We start from the raw sequence: 25385 nt of genomic DNA, 5'->3' as shown, positions 1-25385 counted from the left end.
CTAAGAATATAGACGGATTGAAAAGCATTTTCTCAATGTACGCTGAATCGGGTATGCTTAGCACCAAATTTGAGGATACCCTTATGGCGTTAAAAGCGACGATTTATAAAGCAGATTTAAACATAGCCAATATGGATGTTCATCAATATGGCGACTATCAGTTAACGATGGCTCTACATCCGTCGGAAACGATTGAACGTTTGATGGTTCGAGTATTGGCATATGCTCGTTTTGCAGATGAGCATTTAGAATTTACTAAAGATTTATTTGAAACTGATGAGCCAGCACTTTGGCAGAAAGATTTAACAGGTCAGTTGGAAAAGTGGATTGAAGTGGGTAGTCCAGACGAAGATAAAGTAAAAAAAGCGAGTGCGCGTTGTAAAGAAGTTGCGGTGGTCACTTATGGATCATCAGTGGATGAATGGTATAAGCGCAACAGTAAATTGAAAACATTGAAAAATGTGCAAATCTGGCAACTCAGTGAACAAACAACGACACAAATCCAAGCATTGTGCGAACGTACAATGCAACTGCAATTGAATGTGATGGATGGCGAGTGGACATTGATTTCTGATCAAGGTCAAGCTGAGATTGAGTGGACTCAATTACAGTAAGCCACTAAGATTTTAAAGATTAAATTTGGAGTAAGCACATGACGGCTGAATTAGAAATTATTGACTTGGTGGTAGGTGAAGGTAAAGAGGCTGTAAAAGGTGCTTTAATTACCACTCATTATACTGGTTGGTTGGAAGATGGTACGAAGTTTGATTCATCATTAGACCGTGGTAATTACTTTGAGACTGTGATTGGTACAGGTCGTGTCATTAAAGGCTGGGATCAAGGTATTATTGGAATGAAAGTTGGGGGTAAGCGTAAACTGATTGTGCCTGCACATTTGGCTTATGGTGAGCGTAAAATGGGGAATATTATCCCAGCCAATTCTAATCTAATCTTTGAAATTGAATTGTACGATGTAAAAACTCGCGATTAATGAAAGTCGATGAAAAGCCCTGCATTGCGGGGCTTTTTTATGTTACAACAATCCTGAGCGTGCAATAGATATAACAAAAAATTTCTAAAAAACGCACCGACTCAACAGAATTAGGATTACTATTCAAAAAATTCATTCAAACAAAATTAGGGATATAAGCGCTGAATGTTTAAGTCATTTTTTCCGAACCCAAAGTGGTTTTTTCTCTCTGTCGTCTTATGGTTTTTTATTAATCTCGCTTTATGGTTTTTTGCGGATGGAAAACAATGGGGCGAATATTTAGGTTTTCCTCAAGGTTATGCAGAAGCTGAACTTGCGATTAATATCAGTCGTTTTTGGTCACCGCAATTTTTGTGGTTCTATCTATGGTTCTTGGTGGCGACCGCCTTATTTGCACTGTTTTGGAAAATAAAATCAGACAATCCGTGGCAGCGTTGGTCGGTATGGGGTTCTGCATTTATCCTTTTTAATATTTGGTTAACGGTACAAGTCAGCGTTGCTGTGAATGCATGGTATGTACCATTTTGGGATTCTATTCAACAGATTTTAAATTCTGGTGGTGGTGAGGTGGATAAACTCTATGCGGAATCATGGACCTTTATCAGCTTGGCCAGTATTTCAGTGACATCAGGGGTCATCAGCGCTTTCTTTACCAGTCACTATATTTTTAGATGGCGTACAGCAATGAACGAATACTATGTTCAGCATTGGGAGAAATTGCGTCATATCGAAGGTGCTTCGCAACGTGTACAGGAAGACACCATGCGTTTTGCAACGATCGTTGAGGATTTAGGGGTCGAGTTAGTACGTGCAGTACTGATGTTAATTGCCTTTCTTCCTTTATTATTTGCATTGTCTGCGAAAGTGCCTGTTTTACCATTTATTGGTGAGTTGCAATATTCTTTAGTATGGGCTGCGATTGGATGGGCGGTATTTGGTACTGTCTTATTGATGGTGGTGGGTATGAAACTGCCAGGATTAGAATTTAATAATCAAAAAGTGGAAGCGGCATATCGTAAAGAGTTGGTGTACGGCGAAGACCATGAAAATCGTGCGCAACCTGCAACCTTAAAACAACTTTTTAAGAATATTCGTGCTAACTATTTTAAATTGTATTTCCATTATGCCTATTTCAACTTGTTTGCACGTTGGTATGGACAACTGGACAATCTCTATATGTTATTTGTGTTATTCCCCGCGATTGCAGCAGGCCTGTTGACACTGGGATTGATCCAACAAATTATGGGGGTATTCAATCGTGTTCGTGAGTCATTCCAATATTTGGTGAGTTCGTGGAAAACGATTATTGAGCTACTTTCTATCCGTAAACGTCTAAAAGCATTTGAATCTATTTTGGAGAAGTAGTGCCCATCATGGATTTAAATTATTAAAAAAAGGCTCGTATATACGAGCCTTTTTATGTCTGAGTGGGAACTTAGAGCGTGCTGAAAATATTTTTTAGAATCTTACAAAACCACTTACGTGCGTCTAAGTCATCCTTATGGTTATACCAGTTAACACTGACATTGAATGGACGAACCTCAAAAGGGAGTTCAAAAATTTGAATATCCGTATGCTGCTGATAAACCTTCGCGGCTCTCGAAGGCAGAGTAACCAGAAGTTCTGAGTGTTTTACCACGTTCTGCAAAACACTGAAGTGGGGGACTTCAAGCATGATCTGACGAGAATGACCAAGTTCTTTTAAACGCTGATCAATTTCAATATGACCAGTACTCGATTTGATCGCAACATGTTTTTCCGATAAATACGCTTCCATGCTGAGCTTCTGCTGTATGCGCGGATGCTCTTTTTTAGCGATACAGACATAACGTTCCTCAAACAAATTTCGAGATTCAATTTTGGGCATAATGGTGTGACTGCTATTAAAAACGGCCACATCTAAAAAGCCTTCAACCAGCCACTCCTCTACTTTTTCAGAGTGAATTTCCTCAATTTCAAGTTTGATATGCGGAGCATGTTGTTCTAAATATTCAATCAGCGAGGGAAGTAAACAAATTTCTCCTAAATCAGAAATGCCTAAACGAAATACTTTTGAAGAGGTTAGCGGGTCAAAATGCTTGGCAGAATCAATCGCCATATCAATTTTAACAATCGCTTCGTAGAAACTTGGATAAAGACTTTGTGCAAGCTTTGTGGGTTTAACACCAAACTTGTCACGTACAAAAAGCTGATCATTCAGCATTTTCCGCAGTCGATTTAAATTATAGGTGACAGAAGGTTGGCTGAGATTCAAGCGCTCTGCGGCGTGACTGATATTTTGAGTTTGATAAATAATAATAAAAACTTTAATCAGACTTAAATCGATCAACTTTACATTCCTTGTAAATATTTAGAGACAGTCGCTATATCGAATAACCACTGTAACAAAAAAAGAGAGAGTTAACTCTCTCTTTTATTTTTAATGACTTACATGTTGTTGATGAATCATCTACTCATAAGCCACGTTTTTAACGCCGTTTGCTGCGCCTGCAATTTTTTTATTGCGGAGATGGATCGCAGTCACACTGATCACTGCAATCATACAAGGGATAGATAAGGCAATGAAATTATATTGAACTGGCAAATTAAGGCTAAGTAACCATCCACATAAGATCGGACCCAAGATCGCGCCTAAACGACCTACGCCAAGTGCCATACCTAGACCTGTCGCACGTATGTTAGAAGAATAATATTGTGACATATAAGCCAACAATAAAATTTGTCCGCCAATCGATGCTGCACCTGCGATTGCTACACAGAAGTAAAGCACCATGGTTGGTAAGTTATAGCTTAACAAGAATAGGGAAAATGCGCCGCTAACAAACAAGGTGCAAAGAACTTTAGGTAAACTGAATTTATCAGCAAAAAAACCACCAAAGATTGCACCCAGCATACCACCAATATTGAGTGCAAATAGGAACACTAAACTAGTTGAGAGGTTGTAGCCTGCTTCCATCATCAGTTTAGGTAACCAGTTACCAAGCGCGTATACCAATACCAATGCCATAAAGACACTTGCCCAGAATAGAACAGTAGTTACACCACGACTTTCAGTAAATAAGTCTTTCACTGGTGATTTAGACGACTCTTGGTTTTCTTGATGCAGACTAATGCGCATATCAGAAGGGATTCTTAGATTTGTGTCAATTTGTTCTAAGATATGAGCAGCTTCTTTATGTTTATTTTGACGAACCAAATAATCGATGGATTCAGGCAATAACTTCCAAATGATTGGTAATAGAATGAGTGGAATACCTGCAATCATAAACATGATTTTCCAGCCAAATTGCGGTACTAGCCACATGCCTAAAATGGCAGAACACATTCCGCCGACAGCGTAACCACTAAACATCAATGACACTAAGGTGGAGCGTAAACGTTTAGGCGCATACTCCGTCATTAGTGTAATAACGTTCGGCATCACGCCACCTAGACCTAAGCCAGCAATAAAGCGATAGATTCCGAACTCTTGAGGATTGCTCGCTAAGCCACACATCACGGTAAAACCACTAAAAATGACAATACAAACTGCAATCAGTTTTTTTCGACTAAAACCATATTTTTCAAGTTTGTCACTCATACTGCCAAAAATGATGGCTCCAAACATCATGCCAAAGAGGGCAAGACTTCCTAAGAAGCCCGCCGTCATTGGATCGATTGCCCATTCTTGCATCAGTTTAGGCAATGCCACACCGTAAATGACTAAATCATAGCCATCAAAAATAATAATCAATGCGCTGAGTAAGATGACTCGCCAGTGAATGGCTTTGAGTTTGGCATGATCAATAATTTCATTTGCATTTAACGTATTCATGGAGACCTCCCTGGTCAATGAATCGGTTGATAACAGTCCTGTTAATGTTTTTGCTTAATTTATATGGCTTCAGCCACGAGATGTTTCTCTATTGCTTGGCCTAAGCGTTGTTGTGCAAGTTCAACGTCTTTCTCTAAATCGTGTTGCCATAACCAATCAAAACGGTGTGCTAAATGTTGACCTACACTGTCAAAATCTGGATATAGCGGCGAATATAATTCGTAAATTTCACCAGATTCGCGTGACGTGTTTTGTACACGAATGGCACGCTCTTTACGCAGTTGCTCATAGACATGAGAGAGTTGTGCAAGATCTTCAGTGCAAATTTGCGCAGGGTGTTGTTCCAGATGTTTGAATAATGCAGAAAGAATTAAAGCATCTTCAAGACCTTGACCAGCACCAGCTCCTTGGTGTGGCAACATCGCATGTGCTGCATCACCAATCAAAATGACATTGTGTTCACTGTTCTGATAGGTCTTAAGTGGCTCAATCTCATGAAGGGCCCAGATGGTAGGTTTTTCAATTAAGTTCAGTAATGCGCGACAGCTCTCACTCCAATCCGCAAAATCAGCCAGCATTTCAGTTTTGGTTGTTGGTCGTGTCCAAGGAGTCCCTTCTGGCAGAGTTGTATTCTTGCGATCTGACTTAAAGGCAACAATATTGATTTCTTCACCTTTACGAATAGGGAAAGTTAAGATGTGTTTGTCTTTACCCAATAACATTTGTGGGACATCTGCAAGTTCAGGATCGTGTCCAAGTTCTGCAATAACCTGTTTAAAATCTAAATACTTGATAATGCCGCGATAAGCCCATGTTCCTGAAAATTGAGGATCGACTTTTGGAAGTTGATGCGATGCCAATACATGATCACGCACAACAGAATGAATACCATCACAACCAATCACGTAATCAGCTTCAACCACTTCACCATCTTGGAAAGTTAAACGAACACCAGCGCTTGAAGCTTCAACAGATTGTACACGTTTATTGAAATGTGCATTTTGTGAAGGAACGAATGGAATAAGTGCATCTAGAAAATCAGCACGATGCACAGAAGATTGACCGACTTTAGGTGCGATCGAAGCTGATAGGTATTCATCGGTATAGCCATTACGCCATTGGAACCAGATGTCTTGATAAGGCGCAGCAACTGTATCCGCAATGGCGTGATATTCTTCACCCAAGCCTAGAAGCTCAATTGCTTTGACAGCATTGGCACCAAATGAAATGCCTGCGCCAATTTCTGAAAATTGTGCTGCTGACTCATATAAATGCACATCAAATTTTTTATTTTTTACCAGGTTGGTCATTAAAGCTAATCCAGCAATACCACCACCAATGAGCGCAATCTTAATTCTTCTTTCCATGATTCAATTCCGAGTTTTTTGCCCTGAATAAGATCATTACTGATTTTTAACTACTTATCCAATTTATATATTTTGGTGAAAACTATTTAAAAAATTGATAGTTTGAAATTCACGTCTATTCCCACTGGTTTTGAAGCTTTATTGATGATCATTGATGTGCGTGATTTAGCAAATTTACTACCTAAATTTTCATGTGCTTACTTGTTTTACAGTGTATCTGTAGGGAAATACGTTCTGAATGTGATACAACAAAAATGATAATGACAACGATGAAAATTGAGTTTAAGTGATGACATTAAAAATGAATAAAACTGCTTTACGTACACTGTGTGCATCGGCTTTGATCATGGGCTTATCGACATTTTCAAATGCGGGAGCAGCTGTAGATCAATTGAGTGATTGTTTGGTCAAGTCGACGACCGCTGCTGATAAAATGACAGTATTACAGTGGACATATTCAGCACTGTCTACTCATCCTGATTTAAAAGGCTTTAGTAATGTCAGTGCTGAGCAACGTACGGCATTGGATCAAAAGTTAGCGCAAGTCTTGCAACGTGTGATCGTAGAGCAATGTTCAACACAGACTAAAGCGGTGATTCAAGCTGAGGGTATTCAAGCTGTTGGTGAAAGTTTCCAAGCATTGGGTCGTAGTGCAGGCGAAGAAATCATTAAAAACCCTGAAGTGAATAATCAGCTGAAAGGGGTGGTGCGTTATATTGATTTAAATAAATTGGTGACAACATTCCTCACCCCAGATATTTGGAACAAGCTTGGGATCACTCGCTAATCTCTTATTTTAATAAATGGTAATTAAATAAATAAGTTATCGATTGATGAATGTAGGGTGGCGTTACTCAACATCATAATTCAAACTAGAGAAAAGGCAGGATGATATCCTGCCTTTTCACATTGTACGCATAGAAACTATTTGAATAACAGTACGCTTTTACCTTGCGTATGACCCTCTAAAATGTCTCGATAGGCTTGCTGTGCTTCTGTAAAAGGATATTCACGACTGACTGTCCAATTGAAGCTGTTATTTGCAACGCCTTCAACCACGTGTTTTAAATTGGAAACATTACGTTTAACCCATACTGCTTGAATTTTAGCAGATGAGAGTTTGCGTCCTGCAATCGTGCCCATAAATCCGCCATTTTTCACTGTTGCCAATGAAGCTTGAGTGGCATCTTCGTTACCTGCCATATCAATCGAAGCATCAAATTGATCTGGATGGACTTGTTTCAGACGCTCAATCAATCCTTCGCCGTACACGACAGGAATTGCCCCTAAACTGCTGATATAGTCTTGGTTTTTTGCTGATGCTGTTGCCACAACTGTAATGCCACGACTCACTGCCAATTGAATGGTGATTGAACCCACACCGCCTGATCCTCCGTGTACCAATAAGCTTTGCATTGGACCAATTTCATCTAAAATGGTCATGGCAGTTTGAGCTGCTCCTGCAATCGAGCCTGCAATCGACCATTCTAGATTTTTCGGTTTTGCGACTAAATTGGCGAGAGGAACGTCTATCACGGTTGCATGGGTAAATGCTCCACCTGAACCCAGCACTTCGTCACCGACTTTCCATGCACTGTTTTCAGCTACTTCTACGATTACACCTGCAAACTCGGTTCCGAAAGTTTGTGGGAGTTGTGCATGTTTGAATTCACCTGTCATGCGACGTGCATCAATCGGGTTAATCCCTGCGGCTTTGACTTGAATACGTGCCATTTCAGTGTTTAATGGTGGGAGGGCGTAGTCTGTAAATTCGAGGACTTCGGGTTGTCCGTAGCTTTGTGCGTTGAGTACTGTTGATTTCATGATTTGTTTCATTCTTCTTGATGATGAAATCAGTATAGAAGAGTGAAAGCAGGCAAATGAAGATCGAAAAATAGAACAGTGTTTTCTTTATTTTTTTGTTTTACCTCTCCCTTGCGAACTCAAAATATATTTTGAGGATTCTCATCACTTGCGCTTCGATTTAAAAGCAATGCTTTAAATATTGCTCAAGAGAGGGAACACCGCGTATCAAAATAATTACATGACACTCCCTCTCCCAATGGGATGAGCTGCACTGTTGCGCAAGAGGATCAGGGTTCTAAATATATGTTCTAAGTCTGCTCTATTATTAAAAGTTCTATTTAAGGAGATATTTCCCTTTTTTATAAAGTATAATTTTGATATTAAAAGATATTTGTTGAATTTAGTATGAAGGATTTAAAAATATTTTTAGGCGTAATTGGAGTACTAATTGCATTAGGAACATTTTTTTACTTTGCAAAACTTTATTATTTTTTTTACCAAGATGTAATCAAAACAGAAAATTCAATTTTAAGACATCAATTACCTCTTTTATTACCTAATGCTAAAGACGACTATGTTTCAACTTGGGGAGCATTTGGAGATTTTGTTGGTGGCACATTAAATCCAATTATTGGTTTCATTAGTATAATTCTGTTATTTGCTACATGGTTTGTGACATATCAAACATTAAAAGTAAGTCGTAAAGAATTAAGCAAAAGTACAGAAGCACTAGAAGATAATGCCAATACTCAAAAAGAAATTCAGAAAACTCAAAAATTACAACAATTTGATAATTTATTTTGTAGTTTATTACAGAACTTTCAATATCTTAATGTTTTTTACTCTCAGCATAATGAGCATAGAGAAGTTTATAGAAAATTATTTATAGAAATAGAAAGTGGTAATTTTAATTGGGAGAAACAATATAAGTTCATAAATTATTTTCGTTCCTTGGAAAATCTACTAAATTTTATTCAAGTAAAATTAAAGGAGATTAACTTGGAAAATGAAGAGAGAGACCAAAGAATCAACTTTTATACTGAAGTGGTAATAGCAGTAATTCCTCAGGAAATACTTCAAATGGCTGCAATTTATAGCTTAGAAAAATCAAAACTTAAGCAATTAATTGAAGAGCTTGGATTTCTTAGAAATATGCCTTATCAATATTTTTTTGACCTAGATACTGATACAATTCAAGACTATAAAAAGAATATAAAATTGATTGAGGAATGTAAGAAGATTAGTAAAACTGCATTTCAATAGAAACTATCATTTTATTAGATTAAAAAACCCGCTCTAAAGCGGGTTTTTTATTCCAAAATTAATCAGTTTTAACCAATCAATTTCTTCATTAATTCATTGACTTGAGCAGGGTTAGCTTTACCTTTCGCGGCTTTCATCACTTGACCAACAAGACCGTTAAAGGCTTTCTCTTTACCAGATTTATACTCTTCAACCATTTTCTCGTTCGCAGCAAGCACGTCTTTAATAATCGCTTCAATTGCGCCTGTATCAGTTTCCTGTTTCAAGCCTTTTTCAGCAATAATCTCGTCCGCAGTTTTGCCTTCTTCCCACATAAAGCCGAACACTTGTTTTGCAATCTTACCGTTAATCGTGTTGTCCACAATACGTGCAATCATGCCACCCAATTTCTCAGCAGATACAGGAGAATCAGCCAATTCTAAGCCTGCTTTGTTCAGCGCCCCTGAGAATTCACCCATCACCCAGTTTGCAGCAATCTTACCTTGTGCAGCACCGCCCGCAGCCTTAACAACTTCTTCATAAAACTCTGACATTTCACGAGTCAATGTCAGAACGTGAGCATCGTACTCAGTCACACCAAAGTCCGCTACAAAACGCGCACGACGTGCAGCAGGAAGCTCAGGCATAGTCGCTTTAATCGCTTCGATTTGCTCATCTGCAATGATCACAGGCAACAAGTCTGGATCTGGGAAGTAGCGGTAATCGTTCGCTTCTTCTTTCGAACGCATAGAACGCGTTTCCATCTTCACAGGGTCGAACAAACGCGTTTCTTGGTCGATGGTGCCATCCCATTCCAAGATTTCCATTTGACGTTCAATTTCAACATTGATCGCTTGTTCAATGAAACGGAATGAGTTTAAGTTTTTCAATTCACAACGTGTACCGAATGGTTGACCTGGACGACGCAGTGATACGTTACAGTCGGCACGGAATGAACCTTCCGCCATGTTACCATCAGAAATACCTAACCAACGCACAAGTGTGTGAATCGCTTTAATGTAAGCAACTGCTTCTTCAACCGAACGCATATCGGGTTCAGATACAATCTCAAGAAGTGGTGTCCCTGCACGGTTTAAGTCGATGCCTGACATCCCTTCAAATTGGTCATGGATCGATTTACCTGCATCTTCCTCAAGGTGCGCACGTGTCACGCCAATGCGTTTTACTGTGCCATCTTCAAGTTGGATGTCGATATGACCCAAGCCCACAATCGGGTTGTCCATTTGGCTGATTTGGTAGCCTTTTGGAGAGTCAGGGTAGAAATAGTTTTTACGTGCAAATACAGACGCTTGGTCGATATACGCATCAATACCCAAACCAAAGCGAATGGCAAGATCAACCACTTCTTTGTTCAATACAGGCAGTACGCCCGGCATTGCCAAATCAACAAGGCTCGCTTGTGTATTTGGGTCTTGACCAAATTCAGTTGAAGAACCTGAGAAGATTTTAGATTTAGTCGCAAGTTGAGTGTGAATCTCAATACCAATAACGACTTCCCAACCATCAATCAAATTTGACTTAGGTTTTGCATTATTCTTCGCCATTATGCATTCTCCTCAGCAATTACAGCGCGTTTGGTGTGCCAATCAGTTGCTTGTTGGTATTGGTGCACCACAGACAACAATTGAGATTCTGACCAGTAGTTACCAATCAACTGTAAGCCAACAGGTAAATTATTTTGATCAAAACCAACAGGCGCGTTAATCGCAGGAAGACCTGCAAGGTTGACCGCGATGGTATAGATATCGCCCAAGTACATTTCAACTGGAGAAAGGTTTGCACCAATCTTATAGGCCGTTGTTGGTGCAGATGGCGCAGCAATCACGTCAACAGACTCGAATGCTTTTAAGAAATCTTGTTGGATTAAACGACGTACTTTTTGTGCTTTGACATAGTAGGCATCGTAATAACCTGCAGACAGCGCATAAGTACCAATCAAGATACGGCGTTGAACTTCAGCACCAAAACCTTCAGAACGAGAACGTTTGTACAAGTCCATGATGTCTTTTGGATCTTCACAGCGGTAGCCATAACGTACGCCGTCAAAACGTGACAGGTTAGACGATGCTTCAGCAGGGGCAATCAGGTAATAGGTTGGAACATAAGCTTCAGTCATGTTGAGGTCAATTTCAACAAGCGTTGCGCCCATCTCTTCCAATTTTTTTAGAGATTCTTCAACACGTGCTTTAACGTCAGCAGCCAAACCTTCAACATTAAAGTACTGTTTAGGAATACCAATGCGTAATCCTTTTACAGACGTGCCGTTCAAGTTTGCAACGTAGTCATCAGCATCTTTTTGTACAGAGGTTGAATCTTTTGCGTCATGTCCTGCCATCACGTTCATAAGGTACGCACAGTCTTCTGCTGAACGTGCCATTGGGCCACCTTGGTCAAGTGATGATGCATAGGCAATCATACCGAAACGTGATACACGACCATAGGTTGGTTTTAAGCCTGTAAGGCCACAGAACGATGCAGGTTGACGGATTGAACCACCTGTATCTGTACCAGTCGCAAACGGTGCAAGGTCAGCTGCAACTGCGGCAGCAGAACCACCTGATGACCCGCCTGGGACACGATCTAAAGCCCAAGGGTTCGCCGTTGCACCGAAGTAAGATGATTCTGATGTAGAACCCATGGCAAATTCGTCCATGTTCACTTTACCTAAAGTCACTAGGCCCGCAGCTTTACTTTTCGCTACAACGGTTGCGTCGTACGGAGAGATAAAGTTGTCTAGCATTTTAGAACCAGCCGTGGTTTTAATGCCTTGCGTACAGAAAATATCTTTATGTGCAATAGGTAAACCAGTCAAAGTGGTCGCTGTACCTGCTTTGATCGCTGCATCAGCTGCATCAGCTTGAGCGAATGCTTGTTCAGCAGTCACAGTGACATAAGATTTGACTTGCGCATCAATTTTTTCAATACGGTTTAAATAATGTTGCGTCAATTCACGTGAAGAGAATTTAGCGGTTGCTAAACCATCGATAAGTTCACGAACCGATAAGCGATGTAAATCTGTCATGAGAAAAATTCTTAACTAAAATTTAAATAGGGCAAAACTGAACAATTATTCAATTACACGTGGAACAAGATACAAACCGTCTTGCACAGCTGGTGCAACGGCTTGATAGTCATCACGGTGGTTTTGTTCAGACACAGCGTCTTCACGTAATGGCTGCGGATGGTCAAATGGGCTCTTTAATGGCTCAACACCTTCGGTATCAATGCCTTTCAAGGTTTCCATCATTCCTAAAATTTTATTCAAACTTTGAGCATATTCAGCAGATTGAGTGTCATCCAAAGACAAGCGTGCTAAGTGTGCAATGCTTGAAACGGTTTGTGCATTTAAATCTGCAGATTGCTGAGCATCTGATGCTGACATGCTGTCTCACCTAATCAGTAATAAAAATATTCAAAATATCATGCGTTATAATAAGCGATTGACTTGTCCAAAGCATCACATTTAGTTAAAGTTGCCATCTTACGTCTATATAACGTTGAACTGAGAACGACCCGTGATTCTAAAACGACTAATTGGCTTGTTTTCGCCAGATCTAGCCATAGATTTAGGCACCGCTAATACACTAATTTATGCGCCAGGACGGGGCATTATATTAAATGAACCGACTGTTGTGGCAATTCGTCACAGTGGTTCACAAAAAATAGTTGCCGCTGTTGGCTTGGATGCTAAGCAAATGCTTGGTCGTACCCCTGCGAATATTTCTGCAATTCGTCCAATGAAAGATGGCGTGATTGCGGATTTCGAAGTCACTGAGACCATGTTAAACCAATTTATTGGTAAAGTGCATGAAAAGCGTCTTTTCCCACCAGCGCCACGTGTTGTGGTGTGTGTGCCATGTAAATCAACTTTGGTTGAACGTCGTGCGATTCGTGAGGCTGTATTCAATGCAGGCGCACGTGATGTACGTTTAATCGAAGAGCCAATGGCAGCAGCGATTGGTGCAGGCATGCCAGTTGAGCAAGCATGTGGTTCGATGGTCGTAGACGTAGGTGGTGGTACAACTGAAATTGCAATCATTTCATTGCAAGGTTGTGTCTATGCAGACTCATTACGCATTGGTGGTGATGTTTTTGACGAACAAATTATTCATTATGTTCGTAAAGCACACGGTTGCGTCATTGGTGAAACGACAGCTGAAACCATCAAAAAAGAAGTGGGTATGGCACTTCCAGATGAAGATGGCAAAGTGCTAGAAATCGAAGTTCGTGGTCGTAACTTGGCGGAAGGTGTTCCGCGCGCAATTACGGTGACTTCTGATGAAATTACTCAAGCAATCACTGATCCATTGCAAAGCATTGTCTCTGCAGTGAAATCTGCGCTTGAACAAACACCTCCTGAGTTGTCATCAGATATCGCGGAGCGCGGTATTGTGTTGACTGGTGGTGGTGCGTTATTACGTAACTTAGACAAGTTATTGTCACAAGAAACAGGTTTGCCAGTAGTAGTTGCTGAAGATCCGCTTTCTTGCGTAACACGTGGTGGTGGTAAAGTCTTAGAACTCTTTGATAACCCGAACCATGACATGCTGTTTGTTGGTTAATTTTCTGTAATTTAATTTAAGGACGAGGCGGTGCAACCGAATCTGTTTTCAAGACAACCGCCATCTTTTCGCTCTTTCATCATTGCAGTCATCGTGTGTTTGTTCGTGTTAATGTTTAATTGGCGTGCTCCACACTTGATTCAACCAGCAAGAGATGTCTTGTACGCGGCATACAATCCCATTTATGCCATTGCAAGTTATCCCGTTTTATCGAAAGAATGGCTCAGTCAACAAACCAAGTCTGAAGCGCAACTGCGTCGTGAGAATACTGCGATGCAAGCAGAGCTGCTTCAGGCTCAGGTTCGTCTTCAAAAACTCTCAGAACTCTCCGCTGAAAATACACGCTTACGTGGATTATTGGATACGCCTTTGATCATTGACGGTCGTATGGAAATCTCTGAGGTGATTGGCACAGATGCCGATCCATTACGTCATATCATTATCATTAACCGCGGTGCTGCGAGCCAACTGCGTGTCGGGCAAACCGTGTTGGATGATAACGGTATCATGGGGCAGATCATCAATGTTTATCCGCACAGTAGCCGTGTCATGTTATTGTCTGATAAAGAACACTCCCTATCTGTACGTCTTGAAAACTCTGGCATGCGTGCCATTGTGTCAGGCACTGGTGATTTAGGTCGTCTGAAAATGGAATATGTACCGACCAGCGCTAACGTCAAAGTTGGGGACAAGGTCTATAGTTCAGGTTTAGGACAACATTTTCCTGCGGGTTATTTGGTCGGAACAGTGTCCAAAGTTAAGCGTGAAAATACCGGTGAGTTTGCGCAGATAGACGTGAAACCTGCAGCTCAGTTGGCAGGTGGACACCATGTGGTGGTGCTGTTCTCAGACTCATTAGCCATGGAGCAACCTCATGCTCAGCGCTAAAAAAATATCGTCAGTTAAAACACGTGATCCTCTATGGATCATCGTGCTTTCAATCATTATTGGTTCAGTCTTGGTGGTGTATCCTCTGTCTTATTCATTGGCAGGATGGCGACCGCTGATCATGCTGATGATTACGATGTATTGGATCTTGCTTCAACCGACATGGTGTGGCGTTTGGTTTGCTTTTGCAGTCGGGTTATTTACCGATTTACTGCTTGATGCACCCCTTGGTTTACATGCGTTAAGCTTCGTTTTACTAACATTCGCCATCCGTTGGTTTGTGCGTGAACGCCGTTTAATGACGTTTGGAAATACTTGGGCAATCGCTAGTGTTGCTATATTGGCACATTTGATTTATGTCCTTTTTGCACAAATTATTTCCGATATGCAATTTTCGATAACTCGTCATTGGCAGCCACTAATGAGCAGTATTTTAACTTGGCCCATCTTGTATTATTTGCTCCGAAAATGGCGAATTTAATCCTGGCGTCGAGCTCGCCTCGGCGTAAAGAATTGCTTGCACAGCTTGGACTTAAATTTGATATTTTTAGTCCAGAAATCGATGAGTCTGTACATGATGGTGAGCAAGCACATGATTATGTTCGACGTTTGGCAGAACAAAAAGCTCAGGTTGTTTTAGCACAATTTCCAGATGCGGTGGTCATTGCCGCAGATACAAGCCTCAGTTTAGATGGGCAAATTATTGGCAAACCTGACTCGAAGCAACATGCGTTTGAAATTTGGCAATCCTTGTCAGGGCGTCAGCATGAAGTTCTCAGTGGCCTTTGTGTGGCTTCACAACATAAAACAATAAGTACGGTAGTGAGCACAAAGGTTGATTTTCAATCACTCAGTCATCATGATATGGAAGAATATTGGTCAACTGGGGAACCTGTAGGAAAAGCAGGGGCTTACGCAATACAAGGAATCGCCGCAAAGTTCGTTCCTCGTATTGAAGGTAGCTACACCAATGTGGTGGGTTTGCCTTTACATGAAACATCACAGTTACTGAATCAAATATTGAAAAGTGGTTAAGGCACTAAATTAACCTTTTAAAAAATTTTTATAATGTTTTGAGTGTTTTTTATGTCTGACGAGTTGTTGATTAACGTCACCCCAATGGAGTGTCGGGTGGCGTTAGTTGAAAATGGGACGGTCAACGAACTATTTGTTGAACGCAACGCTAAACGTGGTTTAGTCGGGAATATTTATAAAGCCAAAGTTGTACGTGTATTGCCTGGTATGCAAGCGGCATTTGTAGACATTGGCTTATCTCGTACTGCTTTTTTACATATCAATGACATGATTTGGCCTCGTAATCAACCGACGCCAAATGTCTTTGATCTTCTGCAACCAGGTCAGATTCTGACAGTGCAGGTCATGAAAGATATGTTAGGCACGAAAGGTGCGCGTTTAAGTACTGATCTTTCCATTCCTTCTCGCTATTTGGTGATGATGCCTTATGGACATCATACTGGCGTGTCTCAGCGAATCGAATCAGAAGAAGAGCGTGATCGTTTACGTTCGATCATTGAGCGTATTCAAGCTGAACATAAGTTACCCGGTTCTGTCATTGTACGAACTGCAGCAGAGGGGATCGAAGAGGCCGCTATTGCGCAAGATATGGCGTATTTGGCAAAACTTTGGGAATTTATTCAGCGCAAACAAAAAAGTGTCGTGGTGCCATCACTTATCTTTGAAGAGCTACCACTTCCTCAACGTATCATCCGTGATCTGGCAAATGAAGATACGGTAAAAATTCAAGTCGATTCAAGAGAAGTGTTTGGCAAGCTACAAGAGTTCGTGGCTGAGTTTGTACCAAATATGGTTGATCGTCTGAAACATTATCCTGGTGAGTGTCCGATATTCGACTTATACAATGTTGAAACAGATATTCAAAAAGCACTGCAAACACGTGTTGCTTTAAAGTCTGGTGGTTATCTCATGATTGATCAGACGGAGGCCATGACCACTATTGACGTCAATACAGGCTCATATGTAGGTGGACGCTCTCTTGAGGACACCGTCTTTAAGACCAACATGGAAGCTACACAAGTCATTGTGCGTCAACTCAGACTGCGCAACTTAGGTGGAATTATCATTATTGACTTTATTGATATGCAAGAGGCCTCACACCGTGATGAAGTGCTTAAGCAATTTGAAAAAGTCTTAGAACGTGACCATGCAAAAACTAAAATCACTCAAGTGTCTGAGCTTGGCTTGGTAGAAATGACGCGTAAACGGACGCGTGAATCACTTGAACATTTGTTATGTGAGTCTTGTCCAACGTGTCAGGGACGTGGTTATGTGAAAAGTGCCGAGACTGTTTGTTACGAAATCTTTCGAGAGATATTAAGATATGCTCGAGATTTTGAGTCTCAGACTGACTTTACTGTCGTTGCGCATCCATCGGTTGTGGATCGATTATTAACCGTAGAAGCTGCGGCCGTCTCTGATTTAGAGCATTTTGTGAAACGTGTCATTAAGTTCCAAGTCGAAAATTTATACACGCAAGAGCAATACGATATCATTTTGAATTGAAATTGTAACAGAATATCGTTAAACACTTGTTACAACTGAGATTTTACATTCGATCCCGATTTCTCAATACTTAAGAAATCAAATCGAATAGCCAAAGACAGCGATGTTGTCTTAGCAAAGTGAGGTCAAAGTGGGTATGAATTTAACGGAACAATTAGCGGGTAGCCATCGTCAAATTGTGGATTCAAACAAAAGCGCTTGCTTGATGCTCAACGATCAAGGTCAAGAAGTTCGAGTTACACAAGCGATGGTCGTTTCGCTCTGTCAGCAATTAATCAAGCAGTGTCGTAATATTAAAAATTAAGGGGCCTTTTTAAAGCCCCTTAATTTTTTTGTGAATATCGAAATATACAGCCTTAAGCTGGTTTTTCATTTGCAACTTCTATATCCGCTACGACTTGTTTCTTCACTGCACTACGCTTAGTGGTCTTTTTCATAATCTGCGGTTTTTCATCTTCAGGTAAACCCACAATTTTTTCAAATCGTTGAATCTCATCTTCTAAATGGGTCAATAAATTTTGCATCTTAGGCAAAGCATTTCGACATGCGGTTAAACCGACTTCTAATTTATCCATATAACTGGTCATTGTAATATTCAATGCTTGACCATCAAGTACGATAGAAGCAGGGTAGAGTGCGTCCAAACGTGCACCATTCCAATATAGCGGCTCTTTAGGCCCTGGAACATTAGAAATAACGAGGTTAAAGGCCTGACGTTTAGGTGCTAAACCAGAGATGATATTTAAACCTGCAGGACCATATACGAAGGCACTATAGTTGAGAATCTGATCTGAAGTCATGCGTTTGAATTTTTGTTTCGCATTCATTACGCTACGACGAATAAGATCGAGTCGTTCTAATGGATCGGCTTTATGTGTCGCTAAGTTCGCCAGAATCATCGTAATACGATTTGACATGTCTGAATCATCAGTACGAACGGAGACAGGAACCATAGCGATTAATGGTTTTTCTGGTAAAGCACTTTGACTGATTAAATATTCACGTAAAGCACCGGAACAAATCGCAAGCACAATATCGTTAATGGTCACACCCAGTGATTTTGAAATATGGTTGAGACGCTTAAACTCATATGACTGAGCAGCGAAACGACGTGATGAGCTGACTTTTTGATTCAGAATACTACTTGGGGCTTGAAAACTAGATACATAGTCCGGATTACGTCCCATATCTTTAAAGACAGTTTCAGACAGCACTTTGAATACACCCGGTGTAGACTGCACTTGACCTTTCAAATTAGACAAGATTTGTTTTGCACGGCTTACTTTAGGTGTTTTAAGTCGCTTAGCACGCGGACCTTCGACACACCATGGCGGAACGATACTTCTTGCATTTGGATCATGAGAGAGTGATTTTTCAATTAAACGCATGCCTGCAATACCATCGACCATCCCATGATGTATTTTGAAATACATGGCGAAACGATTGCCTTCAATGCCCTCAATGATATGACACATCCATAATGGCTTAGCTCGATCAATTAATGAACTGTGCTCTTGGGAAATGTAGGTGAGTAGCTCACGAATACGACCAGGATGTGGTAGAGCAATATGTCTGAAGTGATGATCAAGATCGAATTCAGTGTCTGTGTCCCAAAACAGTCCGTTTAATTTATTATTAAACGGTGGAATTGGAATAGATTTTGAGTTGCGAATATCTGCCACTAAATCTTGAATAAAGGTTGGTGGCGCATCTTCTGGAATTTCAAATAAAAATAATCCGCCAACATGCATGGGCTGTTGTCTTTTTTCCAAAGATAAGAAAATAAAATCAAGCGGGTGTAATGGACGCATAGTCTAGGTTTGCCTCACTGCAAATTTCTAAAATTGTTTTTTAGAATTATCAATCCAAGAGATCAGTATAGACGTATTTGTTGGAGGGGGCATAAATTTTTTTAATGAATGGTCAGTACAAAAAAGCCACTTTAAATCAGTGGCTTAAAACTTTGTGAGACAGTTTTTACTTTTTTAAATTACCTGAATGTAAACCACATTCTTTATGCGTTGCTTCTTCCCACCACCAACGACCTTCACGCTCGTGCTGATTTGGAAGTACTGGACGCGTGCATGGTTCACATCCAATTGAAATAAAACCTTTTTCATGCAATGGATTATATGGAATTTCCATCATGCGAATATAATTCCAAACGTCAGCACTCGTCCAATTCGCCAAAGGGTTGTATTTAATGAGTTGTTTACCTTCACCTGAAAAACCTAGATCAGCTTGAATGACTGGAATTTCAGTACGTGTACCCGGACTTTGATCTTTACGTTGACCTGTGATCCAACCATCAAGTGTTGCTAACTTTTTACGAAGAGGTTGAACCTTACGGATACCACAACACTCTTTATGATCATCTTGATAAAAGCTAAACAGTCCTTTTTCGTTGACCAGATTCTGAACAGCTTCAGCTTCCGGGAAACATATTTCAATGTTGATATTATAGTGCTTACGAACAGTCTCAATAAATTGATAAGTTTCTGAATGCAAGCGACCTGTATCTAGACTAAACACGCGAAAAGGTTTACCTAAATTTGCAGCCATATCAATCAATACAACATCTTCAGCACCTGAAAATGAAATGGCAATTTCACCTGTTTGATTTAAAGCTAAGGCTATAATTTCCGAAGGGGATTTATCTTCATACTCTGATGCAAGTGCATCAATTAAATCTATGCTTGGAATGGTAGTCATGAGAATCCTGGCGATATAGGCTTGGAAACAACAAGTCCTATATTAAAATATTTGATGTATATTTTAGTTGAATTCAGAGATTTATCTTATGAAATAAAAATAAATACTTATGAATAAAATAGATTTAAAAAATTACATCGATATTCGGCAATCTTCGGCTATGATATTGCAAATTTTATTAATGCTGAGGGCAGTATCATGGAAATCGTTTGTCTAGATCTTGAAGGCGTTTTGGTTCCTGAAATTTGGATTAATTTTGCAAAAAAAACAGGAATTAAAGAGCTTGAAGCAACAACTCGAGATATTCCAGACTACGATGTGCTCATGACTCAGCGTTTAAATATTCTTAAACAACATGGTTTAGGTTTAAATGACATTCAAGCTGTTATTGCAGATATGGGACCGTTTGAAGGCGCTAAAGAGTTTGTTGAATGGGTTCGTACACATTTCCAACTGATCATTTTATCTGACACATTCTATGAATTTGCTCATCCATTGATGAAACAATTGGGTTGGCCTACGATTTTCTGTCACAAATTTGAAACTGACGAAAATGGTATGATTACAAATTATAAACTACGTCAACCTGATCAAAAACGTAAAGCAGTGCAAGCTTTACACGGTTTAAATTTCCGTGTAATTGCTGCAGGCGACTCGTATAACGATACTACGATGCTCGGTGAAGCAGATCAAGGTTTCTTATTTGATGCGCCAGATAATGTAATTGCAGAATTCCCACAATTTCCTGCGATTAATGGTTATGCTGCATTGAAAGAAGCGATTCGCAACGCTTCTGTTCGTGATATTCCAGCTTAAATTATTACTTTGAAAAAAGGACGCTTTAGCGTCCTTTTCTTATAACAATTGTTAGAATCGATACCCGATTTTCATGCCATAACCTAATGCATAATTGTTGCTGAATTCTCCAACATTTATGCCACCCGTTTGTGCAGTTGCATCGCCTAACCAGAAATATTTAACACCAGCTTGAATAAAGCTTTGCTGTGATGGGTTGAATTGACCACCTAAGCCTATACTCCAATAACCTTCAGTTGGACCTAAAGTGGTTACAGGGTTTCCAGCTCCAGAGTCATAGCCTACAGTTGTGGTTGCTGCCCATTGATCATTAAATTTATGTGCAACACCTAAGGTTGCAGAGTACTGATCATCGGAATACGAAATGAGGTCCTGTCCAACTAATCCAAGTAATTTAGGTGTAACCGTAAATTGATCCCAATGAACCCAACGCAGGTTAGCAAACGCCAAAGTGTTTGTTGCAATTCCAGACTGTAAATCAATATTTACAGATTGTGGAGTAACTGCTTCAGTTACTGCAGCGATCTTATCTAATCTATTAAACTCAGGCTTTTTTAATGCATCGGCGTAAAGTGGAAGGAGCGAGGTTTCATTCGACTGAGCTTTGTGTTTAATCTCAGAGCGATAAGTGATAGATGCTTTTAATGCAGTTTTTGGAATTTGGTATGCAGTACCTGCAATCCAGCCATAAGCTTCTTTTTGGTCTACATGGATGTTATAGCCATTTAAGACTTGGTATGCACTACCTTTTAAATTGATATCAGCTTCAACTGTTTGCCATACTGGACCAGCGTAAAAATTCCAATTTTCAGTGGGTTGATAGCCAATAAGTGCAGTTAAATTTTGTGTTTTAACTTCAACTGATGTACCACTTAAACTATTCCCAAATGATTGATTTTTAGCATCGTATAATGCATCTGCACCAAAAGGCTGATCGTAAATTAATCCTAAAGAAACTTGGTCAGTAATCTGTAGTTTAAGAGCAGTGTTTACAAAATAATAATCACTGCCCATATCGGTAATTTTTTCGCCTGTTAAATCCTGACCAGTGATTTTATTAATCACGGTGGAAGAACCTTTAACGGTGGGATCTAAAACAGAAATACCAGCTTCTGCATAATTACCTGATTGGAGAAATGCTGAAATTGACTGACCTGAACGATCTAATCCTGCGGCGTAAATTGAAGTTAATGGGAGCGTAGATAATAAGACAGAGTATGAAAGTACTTTAAATTTCATGATGTTCATCCATGAATGCCATATGGCGAAAAAAATTGCATGAAAAATAACATAAATAAAAAAAGAGTAAATACTCGGAAATGTTTGAAATATAATCAAATTTATGTAGCTTCAATATCAAGTTATGAGATTAAATAATTATGTCCATGTTTTTAAAAAATATTATTGAGCAAAAAAGGAATTGTAGTTTGAGTCGTTTTCTTATTTTAAATGATGATATAACAGGCAATTAATTTATACTTGTATAAAAATAAAAAAAGACCACAATCATGTGGTCTTTTTTTATTGATGAATGATTAGAATTTATAGCCGATTTTAAGACCATAAGCTAAAGCGTCATTGTCTTCAAACTTTCCTGCTGCGCTATGTGCACCTGTCTGAGCATCAGCATCACCTAACCAGAAGTATTTAACACCACCTGCAATAAACGTAGCTGGAGTAGGGCTATATTGAAGACCTAAACCTACGTTCCAATAACCTTCTGTTGGTCCAAGTGTCGTTACAGGATTGCCTGCACCTGAGTCCCATCCAACTGAAACATTACCAGCCCATTGCTCGTTAAATTTACGACCTACACCTGTTGTTACAGACCATTGATCTTTAGAATAATCAACTAGGTTAAATCCATTAGGTTTGCCTAAAGATGGTAATAGTCCACCAGCAAGCTCTGATAATTGACCAAATTTATGAGGGCGTATAGAGAAACTTGACCAGTCTACCCAACGTATGTTTGCAAATGCTACGGTGTTAGCCATAATGCCAGATTGTAAATCTAAATTTACAGATTGTGGTGTAGTGATTTTAGTTTCACCAGATGAATTAAGACCTGCCAAAGCTGAACCTGGTAATGCTCCAGAAGCCACTAGTAAAGAACCTAGAGGCGCAATGAGAGGAATACTTTCATTAACATTGACTTTATGATCAATTTCGGAACGATAAGTAATCGATGCTTTAAGCGCAATCTCAGGAATTTGATATGCTGCGCCAGCTAACCATCCAAAGGCATTGTCTTCAGGAATATCAGCATCATAACCATTAAATAAGCTATATGCTGAACCACGAAGTTTTACGTTACCTTTAACTGTTTGATAGACTGCACCACCATAAAAGTTAAAATTTTCTGTAGGTTGGTAGCCTAAAATCAGTGATAAGTTTTGAGTATCAACTTCGACAGATGTGTTTCCAGTTATTTGAGTTCCTAAACCGATTGCAACTGGTAATCCAGTAGACGGATCTGTGATTACAGGTATACCGTTAAAGCTTCCTGTTGGATTAGCAGTCACTACTGGTAATCCATTTGTCAAAGCAGTTCCAGGTAATACACCATCGGCTGGGCTAGCGACAAAATTATTTGTTCCTGTGTATTCAGCATCTGCACCAAAAGGTTGATCATATAAAAGACCCACTGAAATATTATCAGTCGCTTGTATTTTTAATGCTGCGGTAGGGAAGTAGTAATCACCAGCCATATCTCCAGTATGATTACCCGATAAATCTTTACCAGAGACAGATGGATCTAAAATTGAGATACCTGCTTCAAAGTAATTTCCTGGTTGAAGGAATGATGAAATAGATTGTCCAGAACGATCTAATGCAGCAGCAAAAGTGCCTGATGATGCTAAACCGAATAATACAGCAGCTGATAATTTTGTTAATTTCACTTGAATTTTCCCTGATCTTCTTCAATGAATTATTTTGTATTTTCCAATTGAATTGAGGATTAGTTATCTTAAACTGATCCTAAATCATATATTCACAAAATAACACATTAAGAATCAGAGTAAATACTCTAAGGAAATAAATTTATAATTGAATTTTAATTCTGATAAAAATAATAGGAATTTTATTTTTATATAAATTATTGAATTTATGAATTATTTAATTTTGAGTCATACTATCTTATCGTTAATTTATAAATGAACTATACAGTCAGTCAACGGTATTCATGATTAAATAAAAAAGAGCACTAAAGTGCTCTTTTGAAAAATAAATGGCATTTAGAAACGATAACCCATTTTTAAACCATATGCCCAAGCATTATTATCTTCAAAATTACCGACATATTTGCCAACAGAACGAGCTTCAGCATCTCCTAACCAAAAATATTTGACGCCTCCACCGATAAAAGTTGCTGGAGTAGGACTAAACTGTGCACTTAATCCGACATTCCAATAACCTTCAGTTGGACCAAGTGCAGTTACAGGATTACCAGCACCTGAATCCCAACCGGCAGAAATAGCACCACCCCATTTTTCATTAATTTTTCGCCCAACACCAACTGTGGCAGACCATTGATCTTTATCATAATCGATAATATTTTGTCGTTGGCCTGATAATAATTGGGTAATACTTCCAAATTTATCAATATCTATACCATAGCCACCCCATTCGACCCATCGTACATTTGCAAAAGCAACTGTATTGGCCATAATGCCAGTTTGGAAATCTAAATTAACGGATTGAGGTGTGGAGATTTTAGTTTTTTCTGAATCAGAATTAAGTAGTTTGTTTCGTAAACTATTTGCTGCTAATGCTTGAGCTTTATCTTCTGCAGAAATAGGCAGAGAACTTACCACTTGCTCAAATGTTACTGTGCCGTTTGCTAATGCTACTAGTCCATCAATTGTTGCAACTTGATTGTTAATTACACCAACGACTAAATTTGAATTTTCAGTAGTGTCAAGCTCATGATCAATTTCAGATCTATAAGTCAAAGACACTTTTAATGCAATTTCTGGTATTTGAAAAGCTGCTCCTGCTAACCAACCGTAGCCTTCATCACGTTTAAAAGTTGAATTATAACCAATACTAGACAGTGTTAAGTTGCCTCTCACATCTTGATATACACCGCCTGCATAAAAGTTCCATTGTTCATTAGGTTGAAAGCCGAAAAGAGCAGTAATATTATTTGAATTAACTTTTACATTAGTGCCTGCAAGTGGCCGATTACCTAAGGCTCCATCATCAGGAATCATACCATCTGTATAAGTTGCAGATGCCCCAAATGGCTGATCATATAGAATACCGAAAGAGAAATTTTCGTTAAGTTGTAATTTCAAAGCTGCGCTTGGAAAATAATAATCATCACCCATATCACTAATTGGACCCAATTGATTTTTTCCAGATACATCAGGGTCAATAATGGAGATACCAGCTTCAAAGTAATTATTTGGTTGTAAAAATGCTCCTATCGATTGACCTGAGCGATCCATAGCGGCTGCATGAGCCCCGGAAATCGGTAATAAAGCAAATAATACAGATGCACTGATGGTTTTTAATTTCATGTTATCTATCCTTAGATAATTTGAATTTTTAATTTAATAGAATTTTTTTAGTTATTTCCTTAAGAGCTGATAAATAAACGATTTATGCTAAAATGTTTATTT

At 39.4% G+C, this 25385-nt stretch carries 24 protein-coding genes; 12 read left to right on the top strand and 12 right to left on the bottom strand.

The genetic code is table 11. From position 1 onward, the window contains the following. The first annotated feature begins 83 nt into the window (after positions 1-83). From AC1M9I_RS08620 to sbmA, 3 genes are all read left to right on the top strand, one after another. Positions 84-614, top strand: a complete 531-nt coding sequence (locus tag AC1M9I_RS08620; RefSeq protein WP_481593645.1) for a YaeQ family protein — start codon at positions 84-86, stop codon at positions 612-614. A 38-nt stretch (positions 615-652) separates the two neighbouring features. Further along, on the top strand, positions 653-991 hold the full coding sequence (locus AC1M9I_RS08615) for an FKBP-type peptidyl-prolyl cis-trans isomerase (protein ID WP_035268363.1): 339 nt from the start codon (positions 653-655) through the stop codon (positions 989-991). A gap of 165 nt (positions 992-1156) precedes the next feature. Further along, the gene (gene sbmA / locus AC1M9I_RS08610; protein WP_035268365.1) at positions 1157-2356 is read left to right on the top strand and encodes a peptide antibiotic transporter SbmA; all 1200 of its coding nucleotides are present in this window, start codon (positions 1157-1159) and stop codon (positions 2354-2356) included. A 70-nt stretch (positions 2357-2426) separates the two neighbouring features. Here the strand turns inward: sbmA and AC1M9I_RS08605 are convergent, their stop codons facing one another. The 3 genes from AC1M9I_RS08605 to salA form a co-directional block, all read right to left on the bottom strand. Beyond that, entirely contained in the window at positions 2427-3317 is an 891-nt protein-coding gene (locus AC1M9I_RS08605; protein WP_481610947.1) for a LysR family transcriptional regulator, read from the bottom strand. Positions 3318-3440: 123 nt separating this feature from the next. Beyond that, the gene (locus AC1M9I_RS08600) at positions 3441-4805 is read right to left on the bottom strand and encodes an aromatic acid/H+ symport family MFS transporter (RefSeq protein WP_481595009.1); all 1365 of its coding nucleotides are present in this window, start codon (positions 4803-4805) and stop codon (positions 3441-3443) included. Between the two features lie 59 nt (positions 4806-4864). Then, a complete protein-coding gene (gene salA / locus AC1M9I_RS08595) occupies positions 4865-6172 on the bottom strand; it encodes a salicylate 1-monooxygenase (protein WP_481593604.1) in 1308 nt (435 codons plus the stop codon). A 286-nt stretch (positions 6173-6458) separates the two neighbouring features. On the opposite strand from salA, the gene AC1M9I_RS08590 reads away from it, so the two are divergent. Next, entirely contained in the window at positions 6459-6959 is a 501-nt protein-coding gene (locus AC1M9I_RS08590; protein ID WP_481610931.1) for a hypothetical protein, read from the top strand. 137 nt (positions 6960-7096) lie between these two features. Here the strand turns inward: AC1M9I_RS08590 and AC1M9I_RS08585 are convergent, their stop codons facing one another. Then, positions 7097-7996: an NADP-dependent oxidoreductase gene (locus AC1M9I_RS08585; protein ID WP_481593602.1), complete on the bottom strand. Its 900-nt coding sequence runs from the start codon at positions 7994-7996 to the stop codon at positions 7097-7099. 387 nt (positions 7997-8383) lie between these two features. Between AC1M9I_RS08585 and AC1M9I_RS08580 the strand changes: the two genes are divergently transcribed. Further along, positions 8384-9241: a putative phage abortive infection protein gene (locus AC1M9I_RS08580; protein WP_481593601.1), complete on the top strand. Its 858-nt coding sequence runs from the start codon at positions 8384-8386 to the stop codon at positions 9239-9241. A 68-nt stretch (positions 9242-9309) separates the two neighbouring features. On the opposite strand, the gene gatB is transcribed toward AC1M9I_RS08580, so the two are convergent. The 3 genes from gatB to gatC are packed head-to-tail and all read right to left on the bottom strand — an operon-like array spanning position 9310 to position 12623. Next, positions 9310-10785 carry an Asp-tRNA(Asn)/Glu-tRNA(Gln) amidotransferase subunit GatB gene (gene gatB, locus AC1M9I_RS08575; RefSeq protein WP_481595093.1) on the bottom strand — a complete coding sequence of 492 codons (1476 nt, stop codon included), beginning with the start codon at positions 10783-10785 and terminating at the stop codon, positions 9310-9312. Next, positions 10785-12263 (bottom strand): Asp-tRNA(Asn)/Glu-tRNA(Gln) amidotransferase subunit GatA, encoded by a 1479-nt coding sequence (gene gatA / locus AC1M9I_RS08570; RefSeq protein ID WP_481610930.1) that lies wholly within the window; start codon positions 12261-12263, stop codon positions 10785-10787. Before gatA ends, gatB begins: the two co-directional genes overlap by 1 nt. A gap of 45 nt (positions 12264-12308) precedes the next feature. After that, positions 12309-12623, bottom strand: a complete 315-nt coding sequence (gatC, locus tag AC1M9I_RS08565) for an Asp-tRNA(Asn)/Glu-tRNA(Gln) amidotransferase subunit GatC (protein WP_035269791.1) — start codon at positions 12621-12623, stop codon at positions 12309-12311. A 133-nt stretch (positions 12624-12756) separates the two neighbouring features. Here gatC and AC1M9I_RS08560 point away from each other — a divergent pair, with 133 nt between their 5' ends. From AC1M9I_RS08560 to AC1M9I_RS08535, 6 genes are all read left to right on the top strand, one after another. Next, positions 12757-13803: a rod shape-determining protein gene (locus AC1M9I_RS08560; RefSeq protein ID WP_035269793.1), complete on the top strand. Its 1047-nt coding sequence runs from the start codon at positions 12757-12759 to the stop codon at positions 13801-13803. Between the two features lie 30 nt (positions 13804-13833). After that, a complete protein-coding gene (mreC, locus tag AC1M9I_RS08555; RefSeq protein WP_035269796.1) occupies positions 13834-14691 on the top strand; it encodes a rod shape-determining protein MreC in 858 nt (285 codons plus the stop codon). Beyond that, complete coding sequence (mreD, locus tag AC1M9I_RS08550; protein ID WP_481587256.1) at positions 14678-15172, top strand: rod shape-determining protein MreD; 495 nt, start codon at positions 14678-14680, stop codon at positions 15170-15172. The genes mreC and mreD overlap by 14 nt, the downstream gene beginning before the upstream one ends. After that, the gene (locus AC1M9I_RS08545; protein WP_035269801.1) at positions 15160-15726 is read left to right on the top strand and encodes a Maf family nucleotide pyrophosphatase; all 567 of its coding nucleotides are present in this window, start codon (positions 15160-15162) and stop codon (positions 15724-15726) included. Before mreD ends, AC1M9I_RS08545 begins: the two co-directional genes overlap by 13 nt. Positions 15727-15777: 51 nt before the next feature. Further along, on the top strand, positions 15778-17232 hold the full coding sequence (gene rng / locus AC1M9I_RS08540; protein ID WP_035269804.1) for a ribonuclease G: 1455 nt from the start codon (positions 15778-15780) through the stop codon (positions 17230-17232). A gap of 136 nt (positions 17233-17368) precedes the next feature. Next, positions 17369-17536, top strand: a complete 168-nt coding sequence (locus tag AC1M9I_RS08535; protein WP_171076802.1) for a PA1571 family protein — start codon at positions 17369-17371, stop codon at positions 17534-17536. Between the two features lie 52 nt (positions 17537-17588). On the opposite strand, the gene AC1M9I_RS08530 is transcribed toward AC1M9I_RS08535, so the two are convergent. Beyond that, complete coding sequence (locus AC1M9I_RS08530) at positions 17589-19043, bottom strand: WS/DGAT/MGAT family O-acyltransferase (RefSeq protein ID WP_481610929.1); 1455 nt, start codon at positions 19041-19043, stop codon at positions 17589-17591. Between the two features lie 166 nt (positions 19044-19209). Further along, positions 19210-19944 carry a phosphoadenylyl-sulfate reductase gene (locus AC1M9I_RS08525; protein WP_035269807.1) on the bottom strand — a complete coding sequence of 245 codons (735 nt, stop codon included), beginning with the start codon at positions 19942-19944 and terminating at the stop codon, positions 19210-19212. 198 nt (positions 19945-20142) lie between these two features. Between AC1M9I_RS08525 and thrH the strand changes: the two genes are divergently transcribed. Beyond that, positions 20143-20760, top strand: a complete 618-nt coding sequence (gene thrH / locus AC1M9I_RS08520) for a bifunctional phosphoserine phosphatase/homoserine phosphotransferase ThrH (RefSeq protein WP_481610928.1) — start codon at positions 20143-20145, stop codon at positions 20758-20760. Between the two features lie 51 nt (positions 20761-20811). On the opposite strand, the gene AC1M9I_RS08515 is transcribed toward thrH, so the two are convergent. The 3 genes from AC1M9I_RS08515 to AC1M9I_RS08505 all read right to left on the bottom strand — a co-directional run bounded on the left by AC1M9I_RS08515 (position 20812) and on the right by AC1M9I_RS08505 (position 25283). Further along, positions 20812-21999, bottom strand: coding sequence for an OmpP1/FadL family transporter (locus tag AC1M9I_RS08515; RefSeq protein ID WP_481610927.1), 1188 nt, complete (start codon positions 21997-21999; stop codon positions 20812-20814). A 296-nt stretch (positions 22000-22295) separates the two neighbouring features. Further along, positions 22296-23660 (bottom strand): OmpP1/FadL family transporter, encoded by a 1365-nt coding sequence (locus AC1M9I_RS08510; protein ID WP_092767002.1) that lies wholly within the window; start codon positions 23658-23660, stop codon positions 22296-22298. A 336-nt stretch (positions 23661-23996) separates the two neighbouring features. Beyond that, positions 23997-25283, bottom strand: coding sequence for an OmpP1/FadL family transporter (locus AC1M9I_RS08505; RefSeq protein WP_481593596.1), 1287 nt, complete (start codon positions 25281-25283; stop codon positions 23997-23999). Positions 25284-25385 lie beyond the last annotated feature (102 nt).

It is taken from the genome of Acinetobacter sp. ANC_7553 (assembly GCF_056779895.1).
This window is presented reverse-complemented; position numbering and strand designations above follow the sequence as displayed.